The 22,078-nt window shown below is 71.9% G+C and carries 17 protein-coding genes; 13 read left to right on the top strand and 4 right to left on the bottom strand.

Features of this window, described 5'->3' with window-relative positions; all coding sequences use genetic code 11:
* The first annotated feature begins 105 nt into the window (after positions 1-105).
* The 13 genes from ACZ7OH_RS02170 to ACZ7OH_RS02110 all read left to right on the top strand — a co-directional run bounded on the left by ACZ7OH_RS02170 (position 106) and on the right by ACZ7OH_RS02110 (position 16,460).
* Positions 106-837 (top strand): hypothetical protein, encoded by a 732-nt coding sequence (locus ACZ7OH_RS02170; protein ID WP_470279185.1) that lies wholly within the window; start codon positions 106-108, stop codon positions 835-837.
* Complete coding sequence (locus ACZ7OH_RS02165; protein ID WP_470279184.1) at positions 834-1,628, top strand: MlaE family ABC transporter permease; 795 nt, start codon at positions 834-836, stop codon at positions 1,626-1,628. Before ACZ7OH_RS02170 ends, ACZ7OH_RS02165 begins: the two co-directional genes overlap by 4 nt.
* Complete coding sequence (locus ACZ7OH_RS02160) at positions 1,629-2,444, top strand: MlaE family ABC transporter permease (protein ID WP_013229372.1); 816 nt, start codon at positions 1,629-1,631, stop codon at positions 2,442-2,444. It begins immediately after the preceding gene.
* Entirely contained in the window at positions 2,441-3,637 is a 1,197-nt protein-coding gene (locus tag ACZ7OH_RS02155; protein WP_470279183.1) for an MCE family protein, read from the top strand. The genes ACZ7OH_RS02160 and ACZ7OH_RS02155 overlap by 4 nt, the downstream gene beginning before the upstream one ends.
* Positions 3,634-4,650 carry an MCE family protein gene (locus ACZ7OH_RS02150; protein WP_470279182.1) on the top strand — a complete coding sequence of 339 codons (1,017 nt, stop codon included), beginning with the start codon at positions 3,634-3,636 and terminating at the stop codon, positions 4,648-4,650. The genes ACZ7OH_RS02155 and ACZ7OH_RS02150 overlap by 4 nt, the downstream gene beginning before the upstream one ends.
* Before the next feature lie 11 nt (positions 4,651-4,661).
* Positions 4,662-5,657, top strand: coding sequence for an MCE family protein (locus ACZ7OH_RS02145; RefSeq protein WP_470279570.1), 996 nt, complete (start codon positions 4,662-4,664; stop codon positions 5,655-5,657).
* The gene (locus tag ACZ7OH_RS02140; protein ID WP_470279181.1) at positions 5,657-6,655 is read left to right on the top strand and encodes an MCE family protein; all 999 of its coding nucleotides are present in this window, start codon (positions 5,657-5,659) and stop codon (positions 6,653-6,655) included. The genes ACZ7OH_RS02145 and ACZ7OH_RS02140 overlap by 1 nt, the downstream gene beginning before the upstream one ends.
* The gene (locus tag ACZ7OH_RS02135) at positions 6,652-7,623 is read left to right on the top strand and encodes an MCE family protein (protein WP_470279180.1); all 972 of its coding nucleotides are present in this window, start codon (positions 6,652-6,654) and stop codon (positions 7,621-7,623) included. The genes ACZ7OH_RS02140 and ACZ7OH_RS02135 overlap by 4 nt, the downstream gene beginning before the upstream one ends.
* Entirely contained in the window at positions 7,623-8,729 is a 1,107-nt protein-coding gene (locus tag ACZ7OH_RS02130) for an MlaD family protein (RefSeq protein WP_470279179.1), read from the top strand. The genes ACZ7OH_RS02135 and ACZ7OH_RS02130 overlap by 1 nt, the downstream gene beginning before the upstream one ends.
* Positions 8,726-9,223, top strand: coding sequence for a hypothetical protein (locus tag ACZ7OH_RS02125; protein ID WP_470279178.1), 498 nt, complete (start codon positions 8,726-8,728; stop codon positions 9,221-9,223). Before ACZ7OH_RS02130 ends, ACZ7OH_RS02125 begins: the two co-directional genes overlap by 4 nt.
* Entirely contained in the window at positions 9,220-9,810 is a 591-nt protein-coding gene (locus ACZ7OH_RS02120) for a hypothetical protein (protein ID WP_470279177.1), read from the top strand. The genes ACZ7OH_RS02125 and ACZ7OH_RS02120 overlap by 4 nt, the downstream gene beginning before the upstream one ends.
* Positions 9,811-9,954: 144 nt before the next feature.
* Positions 9,955-11,244, top strand: coding sequence for an AMP-binding protein (locus tag ACZ7OH_RS02115; RefSeq protein ID WP_470279176.1), 1,290 nt, complete (start codon positions 9,955-9,957; stop codon positions 11,242-11,244).
* Complete coding sequence (locus ACZ7OH_RS02110) at positions 11,241-16,460, top strand: acyltransferase domain-containing protein (RefSeq protein ID WP_470279175.1); 5,220 nt, start codon at positions 11,241-11,243, stop codon at positions 16,458-16,460. Before ACZ7OH_RS02115 ends, ACZ7OH_RS02110 begins: the two co-directional genes overlap by 4 nt.
* A 207-nt stretch (positions 16,461-16,667) precedes the next feature.
* On the opposite strand, the gene ACZ7OH_RS02105 is transcribed toward ACZ7OH_RS02110, so the two are convergent.
* The 4 genes from ACZ7OH_RS02105 to ACZ7OH_RS02090 all read right to left on the bottom strand — a co-directional run bounded on the left by ACZ7OH_RS02105 (position 16,668) and on the right by ACZ7OH_RS02090 (position 21,947).
* Complete coding sequence (locus ACZ7OH_RS02105) at positions 16,668-17,861, bottom strand: PucR family transcriptional regulator (protein WP_470279174.1); 1,194 nt, start codon at positions 17,859-17,861, stop codon at positions 16,668-16,670.
* A gap of 42 nt (positions 17,862-17,903) precedes the next feature.
* A complete protein-coding gene (locus ACZ7OH_RS02100) occupies positions 17,904-19,094 on the bottom strand; it encodes a PucR-like N-terminal domain-containing protein (protein ID WP_470279569.1) in 1,191 nt (396 codons plus the stop codon).
* A 392-nt stretch (positions 19,095-19,486) separates the two neighbouring features.
* The gene (locus ACZ7OH_RS02095) at positions 19,487-20,401 is read right to left on the bottom strand and encodes an alpha/beta fold hydrolase (protein ID WP_470279173.1); all 915 of its coding nucleotides are present in this window, start codon (positions 20,399-20,401) and stop codon (positions 19,487-19,489) included.
* A 337-nt stretch (positions 20,402-20,738) separates the two neighbouring features.
* Positions 20,739-21,947: a PucR family transcriptional regulator gene (locus tag ACZ7OH_RS02090; protein ID WP_470279172.1), complete on the bottom strand. Its 1,209-nt coding sequence runs from the start codon at positions 21,945-21,947 to the stop codon at positions 20,739-20,741.
* Positions 21,948-22,078: the final 131 nt, after the last annotated feature.

Raw genomic sequence — 22,078 nt, 5'->3', positions numbered from 1 at the left:
CGCGGAAAAACCGCGCCGCGCACCACTGAGCGGCATGACAAGAACTGCGGATTCCTTGTGTGACAACAGGAATCGTGAGTAACTACGAACCATGAGGAACTACGGATGTCAGTGCTGACACGCGCGGTGCCGCTCCTGCTCGTGCTGGTGCTGACCGCGTTCTCGCTGGGCGCGGCGCAAGCGGCGCCCAGCGAAGACGCGGCACCGGTCCAGGCCGCAGCCACGCCGATCCCCTTCGGGTTCACCCTCGGGGACGCGCAGCGGCCGACCACGAGCCACGTGGCCAAGCTCGGTTCCGACATCGCCTTCCCGCCCGGCACGTTCGACGGCGCCCTCGGCGGCCTCACCAGCACCGTGCCGATCTCCGGCAAGCTCAGCATCCCGCCCGCGAACGGCTACTTCGTCGCGTTCCGGTTCATGGCCACCACCGGCCGGGTCGAGATCATCCCCGACGGCGACGCCACCGGCATCGCCACCGTGAAGACCGGCAAGGACACCAACTGCAAGGCCACGCAGACGAACATCTGCGCCGACACCGACGTCACCGCGAAGGTGTTCATCAAGCTTTCGGACGCCGAAGTGGACGGTAAGGCTCTCGACGTCGGCCCGGACTGCCGGACGGCCCAGCCCGCGTCGGTGAACATCAAGGCCCTGGTGCCGATCTCCCTGCCGGCCCCGCCGGTGAAGGTGACCTCCACGTTCACCGCGCCGCCGTTCGCCGGGTGCGTCGGGCACGAGGACGTGAGCCGGTTGCTCACCGGCCTGGTTTCGGGGCCGGGCAACACGTTCGTCTCGAACCTGGCGTTGCGGTGCTTCAGCAGCGGGTGCAAGGCATGACCACGCTGCTCACGGAAGCGCCGCGCCGGGCCGCGAACGGCCTGCGCGAGTTCGGCCGCATGTGCGCGATGGGCCTCGACATCATCCTCGCGATGTTCCGCAGCCCGTACCAGGTCCGCGAGTTCATCCAGCAGTTCTGGTTCATCGCCAGCGTGTCCATCACGCCGGCGATCCTCGTCTCGATCCCGTTCGGCGCGGTCATCTCGCTGCAGCTCGGCTCGCTCACCAGCCAGATCGGCGCGCAGCAGTTCAACGGCGCGGCGAGCGTCCTGGCCGTCGTGCAGCAGGCCAGCCCGATCGTGACGACGCTGATCATCGCCGGCGCCGGCGGCAGCGCCATCTGCGCCGACCTCGGCGCGCGCAGCATCCGCGAGGAGATCGACGCGATGGAGGTGCTCGGCGTCTCGCCGATCCACCGGCTGATCGTGCCGCGGGTGCAGGCCGCCGTCGGGGTGTCCGTGCTGCTCAACGGCCTGGTCAGCGTGGTCGGCGTGCTCGGCGGCTACTTCTTCAACGTCATCATCCAGGGCGGCACGCCCGGCGCGTACCTGGCCAGCTTCAACGCCCTCGCGCAGCTGCCCGACCTCGTCGTCAGCTCGATCAAAGCGGTGATCTTCGGCTACCTCGCCGGGGTCGTCGCCTCCTACCGCGGCCTCAATCCCAAGGGCGGCCCGAAGGGCGTCGGCGACGTCGTCAACCAGTCCGTCGTCATCACCTTCCTGCTGCTGTTCTTCGTCAACACCGTGCTGACCGCGCTGTACCTGCAGCTCGTCCCCGCGAAGGGAACCTGAGTGGCCATCCTCGGCAAACCCGGCGACCGGCTGTTCGACCTCGGCGACCAGCTGCTCTTCTACGTCCGCGCGCTCGCGGCCGTCCCGCTCGCCGTGACGCGCTACTTCCGCGAAGTCGTCCGGCTGCTGGCCGAGGTGACGTTCGGCAGCGGCGCGCTCGCGGTCATCGGCGGCACGATCGGCGTGATGGTCGGGCTGTGCGTGTTCACCGGCGTCACCGTGGGCCTGCAGGGCTTCAGCGCGCTGAACCAGATCAACATCTCGGCGATGACCGGGTTCCTGACCGCGTACTTCAACACGCGCGAGATCGCGCCGCTCGTCGCCGGGCTCGCGCTTTCGTCCACAGTGGGCAGTGGGTTCACCGCCCAGCTCGGCGCGATGCGGATCTCCGAGGAGATCGACGCCCTGGAGGTGATGGCCGTGCGGAGCATGCCGTACCTGGTCACCACCCGGATCGTCGCCGGGTTCATCGCGATCATCCCGCTGTACGTCATCGGATTGCTGATCTCCTACCTCGGCTCACGGCTCACCACGGTCGTCTTCTTCGGACAGTCCGGCGGCACCTACGACCACTATTTCACGCTGTTCTTGCCGCCCGGCGACGTGCTGTGGTCGTTCGGCAAGGTGCTCGTCTTCAGCGTCGGCGTGATCCTGACGCACTGCTTCTACGGCTACCGCGCCAGCGGCGGCCCGGCCGGTGTCGGCGTCGCGGTCGGCCGGGCCGTGCGGACGTCGATCGTGCTGATCAGCGTCCTCGACCTCTTCCTGTCCCTGGCGATCTGGGGCGCGACGACGACGGTGAAGGTGTCGGGATGAGCCGGTTCGGCACGCAGCTCGCCGGGGTCGCGTTCCTCGGTGTGCTCGTCCTGCTCGGCTACCTCGCGGTCGCCATCTACGACAAGGACTTCGACGACTCCGAGCTGGTGACGCTGCGCGCGGACCGGGTCGGCAACCAGCTCGCGCCGACCGCCGAGGTGAAGGTCAAGGGTGTGCCGTTCGGCGAGGTCCGGGCGGTGCGCAGCACGCGCACCGGCGCCGAGATCGACCTCGCGCTCGACCCGGCGAAGATCGGCCTGCTGCCCGAGAACGTCTCCGCGCGGTTGCTGCCGAAGACGGTGTTCGGCGAGCGGTACGTCAACCTCGTGCTGCCGGACCGTCCACAAGGGAAGCTCGGGGCGGGGGACGTCATCGGGCAGGACCACTCCGCCAACGCGATCGAGCTGGAACGCGTGCTCGGCGACCTGCTGCCGCTGCTGCGCGCGGTCCAGCCGCAGAAGCTGAACAGCTCACTCGGCGCGATCTCCCAGGCCCTCGACAACCGCGGTCAGCCGATCGGCGACAGCATCGTGAAACTGCAGGACCTGCTCGCCCAGCTGAACCCGCTGATGCCGCAGTTCAAGGCGGACATCACCGGGCTGGCGAACGCGGCCGACGTCTACACGACCGCCGCGCCGGACATCCTGCAGGCGCTCACCGACCTGTCGACGACCGCGAAGACCATTGTGGACACCCGTGCGGACCTCGACAACCTGTACTCGAGCGTCACGAGCGCGACCGGGCACCTCAACGACTTCCTGCGCAAGAACAAGGACAACATCATCGGCGTCTCGGTGGCAAGCCGGCCGTCGCTGGAGCTGCTGTCGCGGTACTCGCCCGAGTTCCCGTGCCTGTTCGACGCCGTCAACCGGCTCAAGCCGCTGATGGAGAAAGCACTCGGCAAGGGGACGAACGAGCCGGGCCTGCACGTGACGCTCACCGTCCAGGACCCGCGCGAGAAGTACGTGCCCGGGCGCGACAACCCGAGTTACGACGCCACCGGCGGCCCGAAGTGCTACGGCGGCGGGGCAGCGGCGTCGGGAGCCACGGACGGCGATCTCGGCCCGGCCAACTCGCCGGGTGAGCGGCAGCTCGTCGCCGAACTCCTGAAGCCGACGCTGGGAGATGTGCCGGACTGGAGCAGTGTCCTGATCGGACCGGCGCTGCGCGGAACGGAGGTGACCGTCCGATGAGGAGCGTCGTGGGCCCCGCCGTCAAGGGGCTGATCTTCTTCCTGGTGACCGCGGTCGCCACGGGGATCCTCGCGATCACGATCGCCAACTCCAGCGTCGGCGCGACGATCGGGTACACGGCCCGGTTCACCGACGCGACCTCGGTCAACCCCGGCGACGAGGTCCGGATGGCCGGCGTCCGGATCGGCCAGGTCGACTCCGTCCAGGTCGTCGAACACCGGCTCGCCGACGTCGCCTTCTCCGTCGACCGCACGCACCGGCTGACAGCGTCGGCCGCGGTGACCATCCGGTACCGCAACCTCGTCGGCCAGCGGTACCTCTCGGTCGACCCGGGTGCCACGGACACCTCGCCGACCCTCGCCGAAGACGCGCAGATCCCCTTGGAGCGGACCAAGCCGGCGCTCGACCTCACCGCGTTGTTCAACGGTTTCAAGCCGCTCTTCCAAGCGTTGTCGCCGAACGACGTCAACCAGCTGTCGTTCGAGATCATCCAGGTCCTGCAGGGCGAGGGCAGCACGATCGAAAGCCTCCTGCGGCACACGGCGTCGCTGACGTCCACTTTGGCCGGGAAGGACGCCGTGATCGGCCAAGTCATCGGCAACCTCAACACCGTCCTCGACACCGTGAACGCCCAGGGCGACCAGTTCGACGCGCTCGTCGACACGACCGCGCAGCTCGTCACCGGCCTCGCCGCCGACGCGAAGCCGATCGGTCAGGCGATCGGCGGGCTCGGCGAACTGACCACGGCCACCGCCGGGCTGCTGCAGCAAGGGCGTCAGCCGCTCAAGGACAGCATCACCGCGCTCGGCGACCTGTCGAAGAACCTCGCCGACAACACCCCGGTGTTCCAGCGGTTCATCGACAACCTGCCCAAGAAGCTCGACCGGATCGGCACGCTCTTCTCCTACGGCTCGTGGGCGAACTTCTACCTCTGCTCGGTGGAGTCCGACGCGAAACCCGCCCCGGGCGGGCCCCCGCCGGGCATCCCCGTGACCGCTGCGAGGTGCCGGTGAAACCGCCGCGGATCAAGCCGTTCCGAAGCCGCAACCCGATCGTCGTGGGTGCGGTGACCGCCCTGGTCATGGCTCTGATCGGCGGGGCGACGTTCTTCTCGGACGACCTGCCGATCGTCGGCGGCGGCACCACGTACAAGGCCGAGTTCCACGAAGCCGCCGGGCTCAAGCCGAACGACGAGGTCCGCGTCGCGGGCGTCAAGGTCGGCGAGGTCACCGACGTGCGGCTGGCCGGCGACCACGTCGAGGTGCTGTTCCGGGTCAAGGACACCTGGGTCGGCAACCGGACGACCGCAGCGATCAAGATCAAGACGCTGCTGGGCCAGAAGAACCTCGTCCTCGACCCGGTCGGCAACGGCGAGCTGAACCCCGACCAGCCGATCCCGGCCGAGCGCACCAGCTCGCCCTACGACGTCACCGCGGTGTTCAACGACCTCGCGAGCACGGTCGGGGCGATCGACACGAACCAGCTCGCGCAGGCGTTCCGCGTGCTGTCCGACACGCTCGGCGCGTCGGCGCCGCCGGACGTGCGGACCGCGTTCGACGGTATCGCCGCCTTGTCGCAAACGCTTGCGTCCCGGGACGACGAGCTGGTCAAGCTGTTCCAGAACACCAACCAGGTGTCGAAGACGCTGGGGGAACGCTCCGGCCAGATCCAGGCCCTGATCCGCGACGGCAACACGCTGCTCACCGAGCTCAACGCCCGCAAGGACGCCATCGCGCAGCTGTTCACCGGCATCAAGAACCTCTCCATCCAGCTCCGCGGTCTCGTCGCGGACAACCAGAAGACGCTCGGCCCGGCACTCGACCAGCTCGACCGCGTCGCGACCGTGCTGCAGCAGAACCAGGGCAAGCTCGAGGACAGCCTGCGCCTGGCCGGCCCGTTCTACCGGCTGCTCGGCAACGCCGTCGGCAACGGCCGGTGGATCGACACCTACATCTGCGGGCTCATCCCGACCGGCACGACGCCGGGCAGCTGCCTGCCGCCGAAGAACGGAGGACGCTGATGGCCCACCATCTCATCGACCTGGGTGCCCAGGCACGCCGGCGGACGCGGTTGCGGGCGCTCACGCTCGGCGTCCTGCTCGCGCTGGTGGTCTCGGCGGCCTGGCCCGTGGCGACCGCGCCGGCCGAACGCACCTTGACCGCGTACTTCGCCGCCGCGGTCGGCATCTACCCGAATTCGGACGTGCGGGTGCTCGGCGTGGCTATCGGTTCGGTGTCCAAAGTGGAACCGAACGGCACCGACGTCAAGGTGACCATGACGCTCAAGCCGGACGTCCAGCTGCCGGCCGACGCGGGCGCCGTCGTCATCACGCCGAGCCTGGTCGCCGACCGGTACGTGCAGATCACGCCCGTCTACCACGGCGGGCCGCAGCTCGCCGACGGCGCGTCCATTCCACGCGAGCGCACCGCCACCCCGGTCGAGGTCGACGACCTGCTGCACAGCCTGAACCAGCTGATGACCGCGCTCGGCCCGCAGGGCGCCAACAAGGACGGCGCGGTCAGCGAGGTGCTGACCAAGTCGGCGGAGTACCTCAACGGCAACGGGCAGACCATCGGCACGGCGATCAAGAACCTCGGCGAGTTCGCCCGCGCGGCGAGCGACTCCAAGGACGACCTCTTCGGCTCCGTCGACAACATCAGCAAGTTCACCGCGATGCTCGCCGCGAACGACGGGCAGGTCAAGCAGGCCATCTCGCAGATCGCGTCGCTCAGCAAGGTCCTGGCCGACCAGCGCGACCAGTTCTCCGGCGCGCTGACCGAGCTGACCCAGGCGCTGACCGTCGTGCAGGGGTTCATCAAGGACAACCGCGGCAAGGTCCAGTCCGATGTGGACAAGCTCGCCGACGTCACGAAGGTGCTCGTGGACCAGAAGGACTCCCTCGCCGAAGCGCTCAGCGCCGCCCCGAACGCCCTGACCAACCTGCTCGGCGCCTACGACCAGGCCAACGGGACCATCGACGGCCGCGGCAACCTCCTCGAGTTCGCGGAGCCGAAATGAAGTCCCTGGTCAAGCTGGCCGCGGTGGTGACGCTCGCGCTGGTCACCACCGGCTGCGGGCACGGGGTGAGCGTCTACGACATCCCGCTGCCCGGCGGCGCCGCGCTCGGCGACCACCCGATCCACGTCACCGCGAGCTTCACCAACGTCCTCGACCTGGTCCCGCAGTCCGGGGTCAAGGTCAACGACGTCCCGGTCGGGCAGGTCGTCAAGGTGGAACTGGCGCCGGACGGGCACAGCGCGATCGTGGACCTGCTGCTCAACGGCGACGTCGACCTGCCGGGCAACGCGGTCGCGCGGCTGCGGCAGGCGAGCATCCTCGGCGAGAAGTTCGTCGAGCTGGCGCCGCCGGACGACGCGACGCCGTCCGGCCGGCTGCTCGACGGCGCGGCCATCCCTCTGGATCGCTCGACGCTGACGCCGGAGATCGAGGAAGTCTTCGGCGCGTTGTCGTTGCTGCTCAACGGCGGCGGGGTGGCGCAGGTCCAGAACATCAGCCACCAGCTCAACGAAGCCCTCGGCGGCCGCGAAACCGCGGCGCGCAGCCTGCTGTCCAGTTTGGACGCCTTCGTGAAGGGGCTCGACGAGCACCGCACCGAGATCACGCGCGCGATCGAGAGCGTCAACAAGCTGGCGCAGACGTTGAACGCACACACCGACCAGATCACCACGACGCTCAACGGCCTCACGCCCGGCATCGGCGTCCTCAACCAGCAGCGGGAGGCGCTGGTCGGCATGCTCAAGTCGTTGGACGGGCTTACTTCGGTCGCCGTCGACACGGTGAACCGCAGCAAAGACGACCTCGTCGCCGACCTGAAGGCGTTGGAACCGTTGCTGCGCCGGCTGGCCGACTCCGGCGACAAGCTGCCGAAGGCGATGGAGATGATCTTCACCTTCCCGTTCCCGGACGCCGCGCTCGACACGATCCGCGGCGACTACCTCAACGGGTTCCTCAAGGTGGGCCACTGATGCTGACCCGGTTCGTGCGCGTCCAGGTGACGATCTTCGTCGTCATCGCGGTCCTCGGCGTCGCGTACGTCGGAGCCACCTACGCCGGGCTCGACAAGGTCTTCTTCGACCGCGGCTACACGGTGAAAGTGCAGTTCCCGACCGGTGGCGGCATCTTCACGAACGCCGAGGTCACCTACCGCGGCGTCCCGATCGGCCGCGTCGGCGAGCTGCGGCTGACCCCGGCCGGGATGGAAGCCGACCTCGAGATCGACGCCGGCACCGCGCCCGTCCCGGCCGACACCGAAGCCGTCGTCGCCGACCGGTCGGCCGTCGGCGAGCAGTACGTCGACCTGCGGCCGCGCACCGATGGCGGCCCGAAGCTGCACGACGGCTCGGTGATCACGCAGGTCGACACGAAGATCCCGCTGCCGGTCGACGTCGTCTTGTCGACAGTGGACTCGTTCGCCAACTCGGTGCCCAAACCGGCGTTGCGCACGGTCGTCGACGAGCTGTACCACGCGACGTCCGACGCCGGCCCGGCGCTGGACCAGCTCGTCGGCCGCGGCATCGAGTTCGTGCAGGCCGCGAGCGCGCACGTCGCGCCGCTGACCCGGTTCGTCACCGACGCGCACACGGTGCTCGACACGCAGGTGCAGCAGGCCGACGCGATCCGCGAATTCGGCGTCAACGCGAAGCTGCTGGCGTCGACGTTGAAGCAGTCCGACGGCGACCTGCGCACGCTCATCCCGGCGGTCCCCGCCGCGGCGAACGAGGTCGGCGCGCTCATCCGCGACTCCGGACCCCAGCTGGGCGTGCTGCTGGCCAACCTGCTGACCACCGCGGACGTCCTCGAGGCCCGCCAGGACGGGCTGCGGCAGCTGCTGATCACCGCGCCGCAGGCGGTCGCCGCGGGCAGCGCCGTGATCCGGCCGGACGGCGCCCACTTCGGACTGTCGCTGACCTTCTTCGACCCGCCGCCGTGCACCACCGGGTACACGACGCCGTACCGCGACGGCCTCGACACGTCGACTCGCCCGTTGAACACGGCCGCGCGGTGCGCGCTGCCGAAGGGGAATCCGACGAACGTGCGGGGTTCGCAGAACGCACCGGGAGGACGGCCGTGAGGATTGTCGTGTGGCTGGCCGCGGTCTTGGCGACCGTCGCGGCCGGGTGGTCGGGGTTCGGCTGGTGGCAGGCGGCGCACGACGACGGCGTCGCGCGCGCGGTCGTCCGCGAGGACGCGCTGGCGGCGGGCCGGACCGCCGTCGCCGGACTGACCACTTTGGACTACCGCCAGGCGGCGCCGGGCTACCAGCACTGGCTGGACCTCTCCGGCGGCGCGTTGCACGACGAGCTGGCCGCCGACCGTCAAGGCAGTCTCGACCGGATCGCGCAGGCCAAGACCGTCACCACCGGCAAGGTGACCGACGCGGCGGTGACCGAAGTGGACACCGGCGCGGGCACGGCGAAGCTGATCGCGTCGGTCGAGCTGGTGGTGGCGCCCGAAGGCGGCGACGCCGTGACGAAACGCAACCGGTTCCAGGCCGACCTGACGCGCGGGCCCGACGGCTGGCGGGTCACCGGGCTGGGCCAGGTCCCGACGGGGGAGACGCCATGACCGTGCCGACGAAGAAGCGAACGGTGAAGGTCGCCGGGCGCCGCCACGAACCGGCGCCGGCCGACGAGGCCGTCGCCGAACCGGCGAAGCCCCGGCGCCGGGCGACGGTGGTGCTCGCGGTGGTGGCGGTGTTCATGACCGGTTTGGCGGTGTGGTTCACGCTCGAAGCGCGGAGCACGAACGCCGTCGTCGCGCACAACACCGCGCTTTCCGACACCGCGGGCACGGCCGAGGCGGGGAAACAGATCAGCGCCGCGCTCGGCACGCTGTTCTCCTACCGCTACGACGACCCGGCCAAGAACGAACGGGCGGCGAAGGACCTCCTCGCCGGTCCGGCGCTGGCGCAGTACGACCAGCTCTTCGGCCAGGTCCGCAAGCTGGCCGCGGACCAGAAGCTCGTGGTGACGTCGACGGCCGTCGCGTCCGGCGTGAAGCTGCTGGACGGCGACCGCGCGGCGCTGCTGGTGTTCCTCGACCAGACGGGCACGAGAGGCGACGGGCAGCACAGCACCGGCGCCGCCCAGCTGAGCGTCACGGCCGAGCGCGTCGCCGGGAAGTGGTGGGTCACGGGCATGTTCGCCGCGTGATTGTCATCCTGACAACAGGCGTCGCCCGCGTCGCAGTGAACGGAATGACAAAGTATTTCCGCGCATTCCCGGTTCGTTGACACGGATTCAACGCGGGAAATACGGTGAATCACCGATCCGCCGCGAGAAATGCGCGAGGAATCCATGCTCACGAGTTCTGAACGGGTCTTCGGTGGCCGCTTCGCCTCGGGCGCCGCGCCCACGTTGCCCACCCTGCTGGCCGGCCGGGCCGCGGTGGCGGGCGACGAGCCCGCGTTGACGTGGCTCGCGACCACCTTGACGTGGGCCGCGCTGGACCGCCGCGTGACGGCGGTCGCGACGGCGTTGTGCCAGGTCACCGAGCCGGGACAGCGGGCGGCGATCCTCATCGCCCGGCCCGTGGACCACATCGTCGCGTTCCTCGGCGCGCTGCGGGCCGGCCTCGTCGCGATCCCCCTGGACCCCGGTAACCGGGCGGCCGTCACCGACGCCGAACCGTCGATCGTGCTGGCGACGGCGGACACCGTGGCCGCCGTCCGGCGTTTCCTGTCTACCTTGGACACGTGTGGGCACCGGGTGCTCGCCGTCGATATCGTCGAAGAAACGCGTGAATTCACCGAGGCTCCGGTGGCCGCCGGGGATGTGGCCTACCTGCAATACCCGGCGGGGGTCATGGTCACGCACGCGAACGTGGTGGCCAACGCGCGGCAGGCGTCCGCCGCGCTGCCGGGGCGGACGATCGTGACCTGGCGGCCGCCGAGTGACCCGCTCGGGTTGCTGCTCGCCGTCGCCGTGCCGATCACCACGGGGCGGCCGGTGGTGCTCGTCGACCGATTCGGTTTTCGTCCTCCGCCGGACGCCGGAACGTTGGTGAGTGCCACCGATCCGGACCTGGGGCGGCTCCGGGAGGCGTTCGCCCCGGACGCGCTGCGGGTGTGTCACGTCGTGGCCGAAGCGACGGCCGTGGTGACCGTCGAGGGAGAGCCGGCCGGGCAGCGGATCGCGATCGTTGGTCCCGGCGGACTCCGGCTGCCCACGGGAGAGGCCGGCGAGATCTGGGTGAGCGGGCCCAACGTCGGCCGCGGCTACTGGAGCCGGCCGGCGAAGTCGGCGCGCGTGTTCTGCGCCTTCCTCGCCGATGACGACGAGCCCCGGTGGTGGCTCCGGACGGGGGACCTCGGGGTCCTGGACGGGTCCGGCGCGCTGTCGGTGACCGGCCGAGTCGTCGCCGGCCACGATTCCCGGGACCTCGAGGTGACGGCGAAGGCGGCGCACCCGGCGGTGCAGGAGGCGGCCGCGTTCGGCGGGGAGCGAGCGGTGGTCGTCGTCGAGCTGCTGCCGGGAGCCGTCCCACCGCGCGGCGAGGTCGAGCGGGCCGTGCGGGCCGCGCTTTCGGCGGAGCACGGGCTGACGCCGCGCAGGGTCGTCGTGCGGTCCCTCGGTGGGCTGCGGTGAGCGACCCGGACGAGCTGCGGCGGTGGCTGACCGAGCGGATCGCCGGTCTCGCGGGTCTCGCGCCGGAGCTGGTCGACGCCGGGGTCCCGCTGGCCGAGCTGGGACTGTCCTCCCGGGACGCGGCGACGGTCGCGGCGGAGCTCGGGGAGCTGCTCGGCCGCGAGCCCGACGTCGGCTTGCTGGGACTGTACCCGTCGATCGCGGCATTGGCGGCGGCCCTCACCGAGCGCGACGCGCGGCCGCGGCCCCGGGCGGGCGAGCCGGTCGCGGTGCTCGGCATCGGCTGCCGCCTGCCCGGCATCGACTCGCCTGACGGGCTGTGGCGCGCGCTGCAGTCCGGCTCCTCACCTGGCGGTGCTCTTTTTGGTTTCGACGCGGCGTTCTTCGGCATCGGCCTGGCCGAAGCGGCGGAGATGGACCCGCGAGAGCGCCTGGTGCTGGAGACGACGTGGGCGGCGTTCGAGCACGCGGGCATCGACCCGGGCACGCTGCGCGGCAGCCGGACGGGCGTGTTCGCCGGGGTATCGGCGGGGGCGTCGACGATCGCGAGCGGGGTATCGGACTGGTTCGACTTGCGCGGGCCGAGCCTGGCGGTGGACGCGGACGGATCGGCCTCCCTGACGGCGGTCCACCACGCGGTCCGCGCCCTGGCGGCGGGCGAGGCCGACGTGATGGTCGCCGCGGGGGTGGATGAGCAGGCTGCGGGGGTGGTGGTGCTGAAGCGCCTGGCCGACGCCCGCCGCGACGGAGATCGGGTCATGGCGGTGATCCGCGGCAGCGCTGTCGGTTCGGTGGGGCGTGCGGGTTTTTCAGCGCATGAGCAAGTATTGGCCGACGCGCACGCGGTGGCGGGTTCGGATCCGGCCACTGTGGACTACTGCGAGACGCTGGGGTCAGCGGTGGAGATCGGGGCGCTAGAGGCGGTGCTCGGCCGGAACCGCGACCGCCGGCGGCCGCTGTTGTTCGGTTCGCCGATGGCGGGGTTCGGTGAGCTGGATGGTGCGGAGGGGATCTTCGGGCTGGTCAAGGTGGTGCTCGCTCTTTGGCACGACCGGATTCCGCCGAGCTTGGTTCGGTTGTCCGGTGTGGACGAGTCGGTGAACCGGCCCTCGCCGGGGATCTCGCGAGCCGACCCGCCGCCGAACGCGCGATTGGCCCCAGCTCCTCGCCCCGGCGTGGATGAGTCGGCGGACCACCCGGCGCCGCCTAGCCCGCGCGTCGACCTGACTCCGCCCTCCGATGTGGACCGCCCGGCGCCGCCGAAAGCGCCCATGGAGGAGCCAGCGGCACCGCCGAACCCGCGCTCCAATCCCACTCGCCTTTCTCCCGTGACCCAACCGGCCGACTGGCCGCGCTACGGCGGGACCGCCCGCGCCGGCGTCTCGGCGTTCGGTCGCTCCGGTGCTCACCTCGTTCTCGAAGAATGGCCGAAACCCCTCACCCCCGCCGCGCCGAGTTCGCGCTGGAGTGGCCGGCCTCAGGTCTTCGCCCTCTCCGCCCACTCCGAACCCGCCCTGCGTCGCCGGGCGGGGGAGCTGGCCGACTGGCTCGCCGGGCCTGGCCGGGGGACCGCGCCCGGGGATCTCGCCGCGTCCCTAGCCCGGCGCCGGGAGCACCTGCCGCTGCGCGCCGCCGTGGTCACGTCCTCTCGCGAGGCCCTCGTCGCCGGGCTGCGGGCTCTCTCCGAGGGCCGGGCCACCGCCGATGTCGTGCGCGACACGGCCGGGCGCGACTTCCCGCGTCCGGTCTTCGTCTTCTCGGGTGCCGGCTCGCAATGGCCGGCGATGGGACGGCGCATGCTCGGTGCCGAGCCGGAGTTCCGGGCCGCCGTCGCCGCGCTGGAGCCCGTCTTCCTCGCCAAAGCCGGGTTCTCGCTGCGCGGCGCGCTGCGCCGGCCCCTCGGCGACCCCGTCGTGGTGGCGCCGCTGGTGTTCGGCACCCAGGTCGCCCTCGCCAGCTGGTGGCGCGCACACGGTGTTGAGCCCGCCGCCGTCCTCGGCCACTCGACCGGTGAGGTCGCGGCGGCCGTCGTCGCCGGGGCGCTGGACGTCGGCGACGGCCTTGACATCGTCGTCACCGCGGCGAACCTCCTCGCGGAGCTGCCGCCGAGCGCGATGGCCGTCGTCGAGCTGCCCGCCGACGAGGTGGTCGAGCCGGGCCTCACCGTCGTCGAGTACACGTCGCCGACGCAGTGCACCGTCGCCGGCAGCCCCGAGCGCATCGCCGCCTTCCTGTCGCATGTGGATGGACTCGGCCGGCTGGCGCGACGCATCGAGGGAATCGGCCACACGGCCGCCGTCGAGCCGGTGCTCGAGCGCTTTCGTGCCGCGATCAGCGATTTACGCCCACGGCCGCCCGCGACGACGTGCTATTCGAGCGCCCTCGACGACCCGTCCTACGACGTCGACCACTGGGCAGCCACCCTCCGGCGGCCGGTCCGGTTCACCCAGGCGGTCGCCGCCGCCGTCGCCGACGGGCACCGCTGGTTCGTCGAGATCTCGCCGCACCCGATCGCCTTGCCCGCCGTCGAACAGACCGCCGCCGGCGTCCGGACGCTGGCCAGCCTGAGCCGTCGCGACGGCGAAGAAAACGCTTTCGCCCGCTCCCTCGCCGAACTCCACACCGCCGGCCACCCGGCCGTGCTCGACCGCCGGTACCCGGAGGCGCCCGTGCTCGACCTGCCCCCGCCCCCGTGGGACCACCGGCCGTTCGGCCTGCCTCGGCGCGCCGAGAACCATCCACTGCTCGGCGCCCGCGTCGAAGTGCCGGGCGAGGACCGGCACCTGTGGCAGGCGGCGATCGCCCCGGACGCGCCCGCCTGGCTCGGCGAACACCGGGTGCACGACGTCCCGGTGTTCCCGGCGACCGGGTTCCTGGAGCTGTTCCTGGCCGGCGCGCGCGAGCTGTTCGGCACCGACCGCGTCCGCGTAGACGGCCTCGAAGTGCACCGGGTGCTCGCGATGACCGGAGAAACGTTGCTCAGCACGGAAATCCGCGTCGACGGCACCGCCGTGGTGCGGGCGAAAGCGGGCGCGGGCTGGGTCCGCCACGCGACCGCGTGGGTTTCGCCTGACGCCGAAGCACCGCCGCAAGTACTGTCCGAAGTAGACAGAGAACTGCCGTCCGTGCCGAAAGGATACGCGTTGCACCCGATCCTGGCCGATGCTTGCCTCGAAGCGGGCGAACCGGCCGCGTTCGGCCGGGTCCGGCTGCTCGGCGACGCGAGCCGGGGCGCGCGAGTGTGGACCGACGGCGCCGGAACGGTCCAGCTCGTCACGCGGGACGGCGAAGTCGTCGCCGACTTCGCCGACGTCCGCTTCCGGGCACCCGGCGACGTGCCGCTCACAGCCCGCGCCTTCGGGACGACGTGGCCGGAAGTGCCGCTGACCGGTCCGGGCGAGCCGGGTTCGTGGCTGCTGCTGACCGACGAGCACCCGGCCGCGCTGGCCCGGGCCGTCGCGCTCGCCCTCGCGCTGGCCGCGGCCGGCGACGAAGCGCTTTCGCTGCCACAGGACGACCTGGACGAGCTGCCGGGCTTCCTGGCCGAGCGTCCGGTCCGCGGCGTCGTCTTCCTCGCCGGCGCGCCGCACGCCTACCACGACCCCGAGGATGCCCGCGACCTGCTGAACACCGTCCGCTCGGTGGTCGCCCGCCTGGGGCCGGACGTCCGGTTCCACCTCGTCACGCAGTCGAGCGGCGAGCCGGGGCTGGCGTTCCTGCGCGGGTTCGTGCGGGTGCTCGCCTTCGACCGGCCGGAACTGCGGGCGACGATCGTCGACTGCGACGCCCGGTCCGATGTGGACGTTCTCGCCCGCGAGCTGCGTTCGGACGCGCCCGACGACGACGTGCGCTGGCGCCATGACGTCCGGTACGCCGCGCGGCTGACCCGCGTCCCGCTCGTCGACGGCGGATCGACCGGGCCGGGCGCCTACGTCGTCACCGGCGGGGGCACGCTGAGCCTGGCCACCGCCCACTGGCTGGCGAGCAACGGCGCGACCCGCATAGTCCTTTGTGGACTCGAAGAGATCGAACTCCCCGAAGTGGATGTCGTGGTCGTCGACGGCGACATCGCGGCGCCCGGCGTCGCGGAACGGCTTGTCGCCGCGGCCACCGAGGACGGCTTGCCGCTGAGGGGAATCGTGCACGCGGCGAGCGTCCCCGGCGACGACGTCGCGGCCGTGTGGCGCCCCAAGGTGCTCGGGGCGCGGCGGCTGCACGAAGCGACCGCCGGCACACCGCCGGACTGGTGGCTGACGTACGCGTCGACGGCGGCGCTGTTCGGCGCGCCCGGCGAGACCGCCCACGCGACGGCGGACGCGTGGCTGGACGCGTTCGCGACCTGGCGCCGCTCACGCGGCCTGCCCGCGACGACGGTGCACTGGGGCGCGCTGCCGGAGGCCGTCGAAGTCCTGCCGGCCGTGCTCGCGGCCGACCGGCCGTCGGTCGGGATCGCGCGGCCCGACGCGAACCGCGACTTCGCCCGGCGGCCGTACTTCCCGGACGGCGTCCCCGCGGCCGCCACCCCGCGCGATCGGCTGGCGGACATCGTCGCCGGGCTGCTCGGCCGCGCGGCGGCGCCGGACGTGCCGCTGGTCGAGCTGGGCCTGGACTCCCTGACGGCGATGCGCGCGCGGGCCGCGGTCGAGCGGGAGTTCGGCGTCGCGCTGCCGGTGCCGCTCCTGCTGGGCGGGGCGCGTCTCGACGACCTCGCGGGCTATGTGACGGGCACGGCCTTGCCCGTGCGGGTCCTGCGCGCGGGCGTGCCGCTGGTGCTGCTCGGCGAGCCCGGGGTGTACCGGCCGCTGCTCGACAGCCTCGAAGGCGTGCCGTGCCACGTCCTCGAAGTGTCCGATGTGGACACGGGGGTGCGGCGGCTGCGGGAGGTCCGGTCGGCCGGACCGTACCGGCTGGGTGGCTGGGCGGCCGGCGGGGTGCTGGCCTTCGAGATCGCGCGGCGGCTGACCGCGCTGGGCGAGCGGGTCGACGTCGTGGTTCTGTTCGATGCCGAGGCGCCGCTCGACGCCGAGCCGTACGCGGGCCGGGTCGTGCTCTACGCGGCGGGCGGCGCGACCTTGCCCGGCTGGGTGGCGTGCTGCGCGGACCTGCACGTCGAGGTGGTGCCGGGGGACCACCGGTCGATGCTCGAGCCACCGCACGTCAGCCACCTCGCCGCCGAACTGGCCGGGCGCACCAGCCCGGGCACCACGCCGGTCTAGGTGTGTTGTCCGGGGAGGTTGGTCAGCCGGATGACCGGCGGCTTGCCGCCGGTTGAGCTGTGGGGTCGATGGTGATTGTGGAAGTGCAGCCAGCCCGGGTAAGCGTTGCGGGGCTTGCCTGGTGTCGCGGCCCGGTTGTGAACATCTTCGCCGCTGGGGCGCAGGTCCAGCCTTGCTCGACCGGCTGAGCCTCCCCGGACACCACATCTAGGTCAGGGTCGCGCGCAGGGCGAGGATCATCTCGAAGCGGTCGTCCGGATCACGCAGGTGGTCGGCGAACAGCGCCTCCAGCTCCTGCGCCCGGGCGCGGACCGTCTGCGGGTGGATCGCCAGCCGGTCGGCCACCTCGCGGACGTTGCCGCACGTCTCCAGCCACGCCAGCAGCGTCCCCGCCAGCCGGTTGTACTGCTTCGGGTTCAACGCCGTCAGCGGCGCCAGCCGGCGGCGGGACACCTCCGTCGCCAGGAACGGCTCCTTGCGCAGCCACAGCGTCGCCAGGTGGTCTTCGCACCAGGTCAGCGGCTCGTCCGGCAGGACGTCGGGGACCAGGCGCAACGCCTCCTGCGCCGTCGCCAGCGAGCGGCCGGCCTGCCGCGGGGGCACCGGCGGGCCGACCGCCGCCCGGTGCCCCGCCAACGCGGCCGTCAACGCGGCGCGGTCCGCGGGGGCCGGCAGCAGCAGCCGCGGTGTCCCGTCCTCGAAGTCCTCCAGCGCGCCCAATCCCGCGACGTCCGCGGGCCCGTCCAGAGCCACCGCGACCAGCCGGTGCGGCAACGGCCAGTCCGCCGCCGTCGCCGCTTCCTGGACCGTCCGCGACGGCGACGGCGGGTCCGCCAGCAGCAGGTCCAGCAGGCGACGGCGCCGCCGTTCCAGCGCGCCGGCGGCGCGGGCCTGCGCGGCCGCGTGCCCTTCGATCGACAACGCCGACAGCTCGTCGATGTAGGCGAAGATCGCCTCGGCCAGCAGGCACAGCGTCGCCGACGGCACGCCCGCCCGCGTCCCCACCTCGGCCATCCGCCGCCACGTGACGCGCGCGCCGACCCGGTAGGCCGCCTGCAGGACGTCGAGGTTGCGGCCCTGCGCGAGCTCGTGCACGCCGAGCCCGACGAACACCTTCCGCCGCGAGTCCGGGATCGGCCCGGACGCGGCGATCCGGTCGATGAACTGCAGGATCGCCGCCTGCACGCCCGCCCGCAGCGCCTTGCCGAAGGCGCCGTCGAGCGGCCGCGCGTAGTCCGGGATGGTCCGCTGGATCTCGCGCAGCACCTCGTCGGCGACGTCGAGCAGGCGCGGCCGGAACACCGCGGCCAGCTCGCGGGGGAGCATCGCCCACAGCTGCCCGGGCCGGCCGTCGCCGCCGAGCATCGGCCCGAAAGTCGTTTCGCCGGACGGTCCCGTCACGGGTACCTCACCACTTCTTCGGGGTGGCAGAGCGTTGCAGCGTCAGGAGCCGAGGAGGGCCTCCGCCCGCAGCGCGATCTCCATGTCGAGCCGGTCGTCGGCGTTGTTGAGCCGGTCGCCGAACAGGTCGATGAGCTGGTGCATGCGGTACCGGACGGTCTGCGGGTGCACCTTGAGCTTCTTCGCGATCTCCGGCGCGCTGCCGCGGGACTGCAGCCAGATCAGCAGCGTCTCGCCGAGGCGCGCCCGCTGCTTCGGGGTGAGGTCCTTGAACGGCTCCAGGCTGCGCGAACACAGCTCGCGGACCAGGAACTCGTCGGCGAGCAGCCACAGCGTGGACAGGTGGTCGGTGCAGCGGGTGACCGGCGCGTCCGGCAGCACCCCGCGTTGCACGAGCTTCAGCGTCCGGCGCGCCCACAGCAGCGACCGCGGCGCGTCGGTGAGCCGCACGGTCGGGCCGATCACCGCGCGCCAGCCGCTCAACCGCTCGCCGAGGTTCTTCAGGTGCTTCTCCGGGTCGCCGGTGACCAGGCACGGCTCGCCGCCCTCGAGGTCGACGAGGACGTCGGTGTGCAGGTCCGGCGCGGCGAGACTGTGCTGGTCGGCACGCGGTTCGAGCGCGACGACCGTGACCTCGGCCGGCAGCGTCCAGTGCGCGGTCGCGGCCTGCGCGCTGATGGTCTGCGGTGCCGACGGCGGGTCGGCGAGCACCAGTTCGAGCAACCGTCTCCGGCGCCGCGCCCGGGTGCCGGCCGCGCGGGTCTGCGCCGCCGTGTAGCCCTCGATCGAGAGCGCGGAGATCTCGTCGACGTAGGCGAAGATGGCCTCGGCGGACGTGCAGAGCGTGTCCGCGGCGAGGCCGGCGGCCTGCCCGAACTCCGAGATGTGCCGCCACGCCACGCGGCCGCCGACCCGGTAGGCCGTTTGGAGGCAGTCGAGGCTGCGGCCCTCGTTGAACTCGATCTTGCCGAGGTTGCGGAACACGGTCGTCCACGTCTCGAGCGGCACGGCACCAGGGGTGCCGACACTGTCGAGGCACTGGATGATCGCCTGCCGGACACCCTGCGTGATGATGTGCCCGAACGCGCCCTCCAGGGGCTGGCGGTACTCGGGCACCGCCCGCTGGACCTCCTGCAGGATGGCGCGGGCCAGCGGGTCGACCCGCGGTTTGAAGCGGATCGCCAGCTCACGGGGCAGCGACGCCCACAGCCCGATGGCGCCGGAAGCGCGCACGGGCCGGGGTTCCGCCGGGCTGCGGGGAGCGGGCGGGTAGGCGGGCCGGGGCCGGTCGGCCGACACGGACTGGTGCCGGTAGGCCGGTCCGGAAGGGCGTTCTCCGGGGTTGGGCCGTCCCGCGCGCAGGGCGGGGGCGGCGAACCCGGTGTCCACGTCGGTCATGTGTTTTATCCTTGCTGGCAACAAAACCAGCCTCTTCGTCGTCGAAGCCGGTCCGGATTTTGTGGCTCAGGCAACATAATTTCGCGCGAACCGCAGTGTCAACGGGTTCTCCGCTGACTTTGCGGTAACCCGTCCGGACTACACCCGAACGGGTGGAACGGCGCGAGGTGAGGTGACACTTCCGCTTCGGGCGGATGGTGCGCGGGTGACAACTTTTCCGCGGGGGTTCACGACCCGGCTGTCAGGCGCGCGACGACGTCGTCGAGCGTGAGCCTCGCGGGTTCGGTCTCCGTGACGAACTCGCGCAGGAGCAGGCAGAAGCCGTCCGGATCGGACACGTGCGGAAAGTGTTTCATGTTTTCTCGCACGGTCAAGCGGCTGTTCGGCAGCAGCTCGGCCGCCCGGCGCCCGTGCGCGACGGGGATGAGCGGGTCGCGTCCGCCCCAGACCAGCAGCACCGGCACGCCTTCCGCGAGGTAGAGCTTCTCCAGCGCGCTCGCGCGCTGGCCGCGCAGGTCGATCAGGCTGCGGGCGATGGCGAAGAACGCCCGCCGCCGGGCCGGGTCGGCGAGCGAGCCGAAATGCCTTGCCAGCTCACGTGTTTCAGTTTTCAACGATCCACCCAGCCGGCGCCCGAGCCGGGCCGCGGTGCGCGCGACCGCGAGCGTCACCCGGTTCACCGCGCAGGCCACGACCACTCGCGCGCCCGGCAACGCCGTGGCGCGCAGCACCGGGCTCACCTCCGCGCCGAGCCCGGCGCTGCCGACCAGGACGAGCCGGTCGCACATTTCCGGGAACTGGTAGGCGAACTGCAGCGCGACGCCACCGCCGAGCGAATGGCCGACGACGGTCGCGTGCCGCACGCCCGACACCGCCAGCACGTCCCGCACGGTGCTCGCCAGCGCGCCGAGACCGTAGTCCGCGCGCGGTGCGTCGGATTCTCCGTGGCCGGGCAGGTCGGGTGCCAGCACGCGGTTGCCGAGCGATCCGCATCGCTCGAGTACCGGTGTCCACGTCTCCGCGCTGCCCGCGATCCCGTGCAGCAGCACGATCGCTTCATCACGCGCACCCGTCGCGGGCAGGTGCTCGTGCAGCCGGATGCGGCGGCCGTGGAGGGTCAGAATGTGCGTCTCGAGTGTCATCGGCGCCCTTTCTCGCGAACCCGAAAATAGGGCATCCGACTACTCGCACCGGATGTGTCGAACGCCACTTCCCGGGAATGCGGGCGCGCGTGACAAGAACGGCCGCCGAAAGGCGGTCGCGGGTGCGGGGTTTCCCGGTTCACCCGGTAATGCGTATCGACATTCCGCCGGTATCCGCGTATTCCTCGAAGGCATGGTCGCAATGACGCACCGGACGCGCTGATGTCGTGCCGCGCGAGTTTCCACCCCTATTCGCGAGAGCCCCGCCCGCCACGGCCGGTGCGGCGCCCGTGGCGGCGCGTGCTGCCCCTGCCGGTGCGCGCCCTCGACCGCGCCCTCAGTGCTCCCTCTCACCGTCCGGCCGGTGCGCGCGCATGAGCCGCTGAGCCCGCAGCGCCAGCTGCATGCCGAGGCGGTCGTCGGCGTCCTTGAGCCGATCGCCGAACAGCTCCTCCAGCTGCCGCAGCCGGTTGCGCACGGTCTGCGGGTGGACGCCGAGGCGCTGCGCGATCTCCGGCGCTCCGCCGCGCGTCTCCAGCCAGGCCAGCAGGGTCTCGCCCAGCCGGTCGCGCTGCTTCTCGCTCAGCGAGGCGAACGGGTCGAGGCTCTGGCGGGCCAGCTCGGCGGCCAGGAAGTCCTCCGCGAGCAGCCAGAGCGTGGCCAGGTGGTCGCGGCACCAGATGATCGGGCCGGGCACGTCGGGCCCGGACAGCAGCAGTGCCCGGCGGGCGGTGCGCAGCGCGGCGGGGGCGTCGGCGAGCGGGACGGTGGGCGACACCGCGGCCCGCCAGCCGTCGAGCTTGGCCTCCAGCGGCGCGAGGTCCGCGTCCGGGTCGCGGGTCAGCAGGTGCGGCTCGGGGCCGTCGAGGTCGGCCAGGACGCCGTCGCCGAGCAGGTCGGCGGGGAAGCCGGCGGCGTCGGGGCCGCGTTCGAGGGCGACCATCGCGGCGGTCTCGGGCAGCGGCCAGCCGGCGCCCCCGGCCAGCTCGGCGATGCTGCTCGCCGCGCCTTCCGGGGCTTGCACGATCAGCTCGAGCAGGCGCCGGCGCCGGATCGGGACGGCCCCCTCGGCCTCGGTCTGCGCCCGCTGGTAGCCCTCGATCGCGGTGGCGCAGAGCTCGTCGACGTAGGCGAAGATGGCCTCCGCGGCGACCGAGATGACGGCCGGGTCGACCCCCGCGGCGACGACGCCGGGGTGCATCGCCCGCCAGGCCACCCGGGCCCCGATGGTGGCGCTGTCCTGCAGCGCGTCGAGGCTGCGGCCCTCGGTGAACTCGATGCGGCCGCGGCCGCGGTAGAAGTCGATCCAGTGGTCGTGAGCGAGGTCCGGCTCGCCCATCGAGTCGACGCAGTGCTGCACGGCGAACTGGACGCTCTTGACCAGGACCTTCCCGAAGACGCCCTTGAGCGGCTGGCCGTAGGCCGGGACCGTGCGCTGGACCTCCTGGATCATCGCGGCCGCGGCGCGTCCGACGTGTGGGCGCAGGCCCGCGCCCAGCGCGCGCGGCAGCGAGGCCAGCAGGCTGAAGCTGCGGTACTCGACCACCGATCCCCCTTCGAGTCGCTCCGGGCGGAGCAGAGCGTATCCGACGGTTGTGTCACTGAAAAATCAACGAGGTGTTCCCGGAAAGGGTGACGGGATGACGTCCTTTTGACACGGACGGGTGGGCGTCCTAC

This window comes from Amycolatopsis sp. NPDC114478, from assembly GCF_055633805.1.
This window is presented reverse-complemented; position numbering and strand designations above follow the sequence as displayed.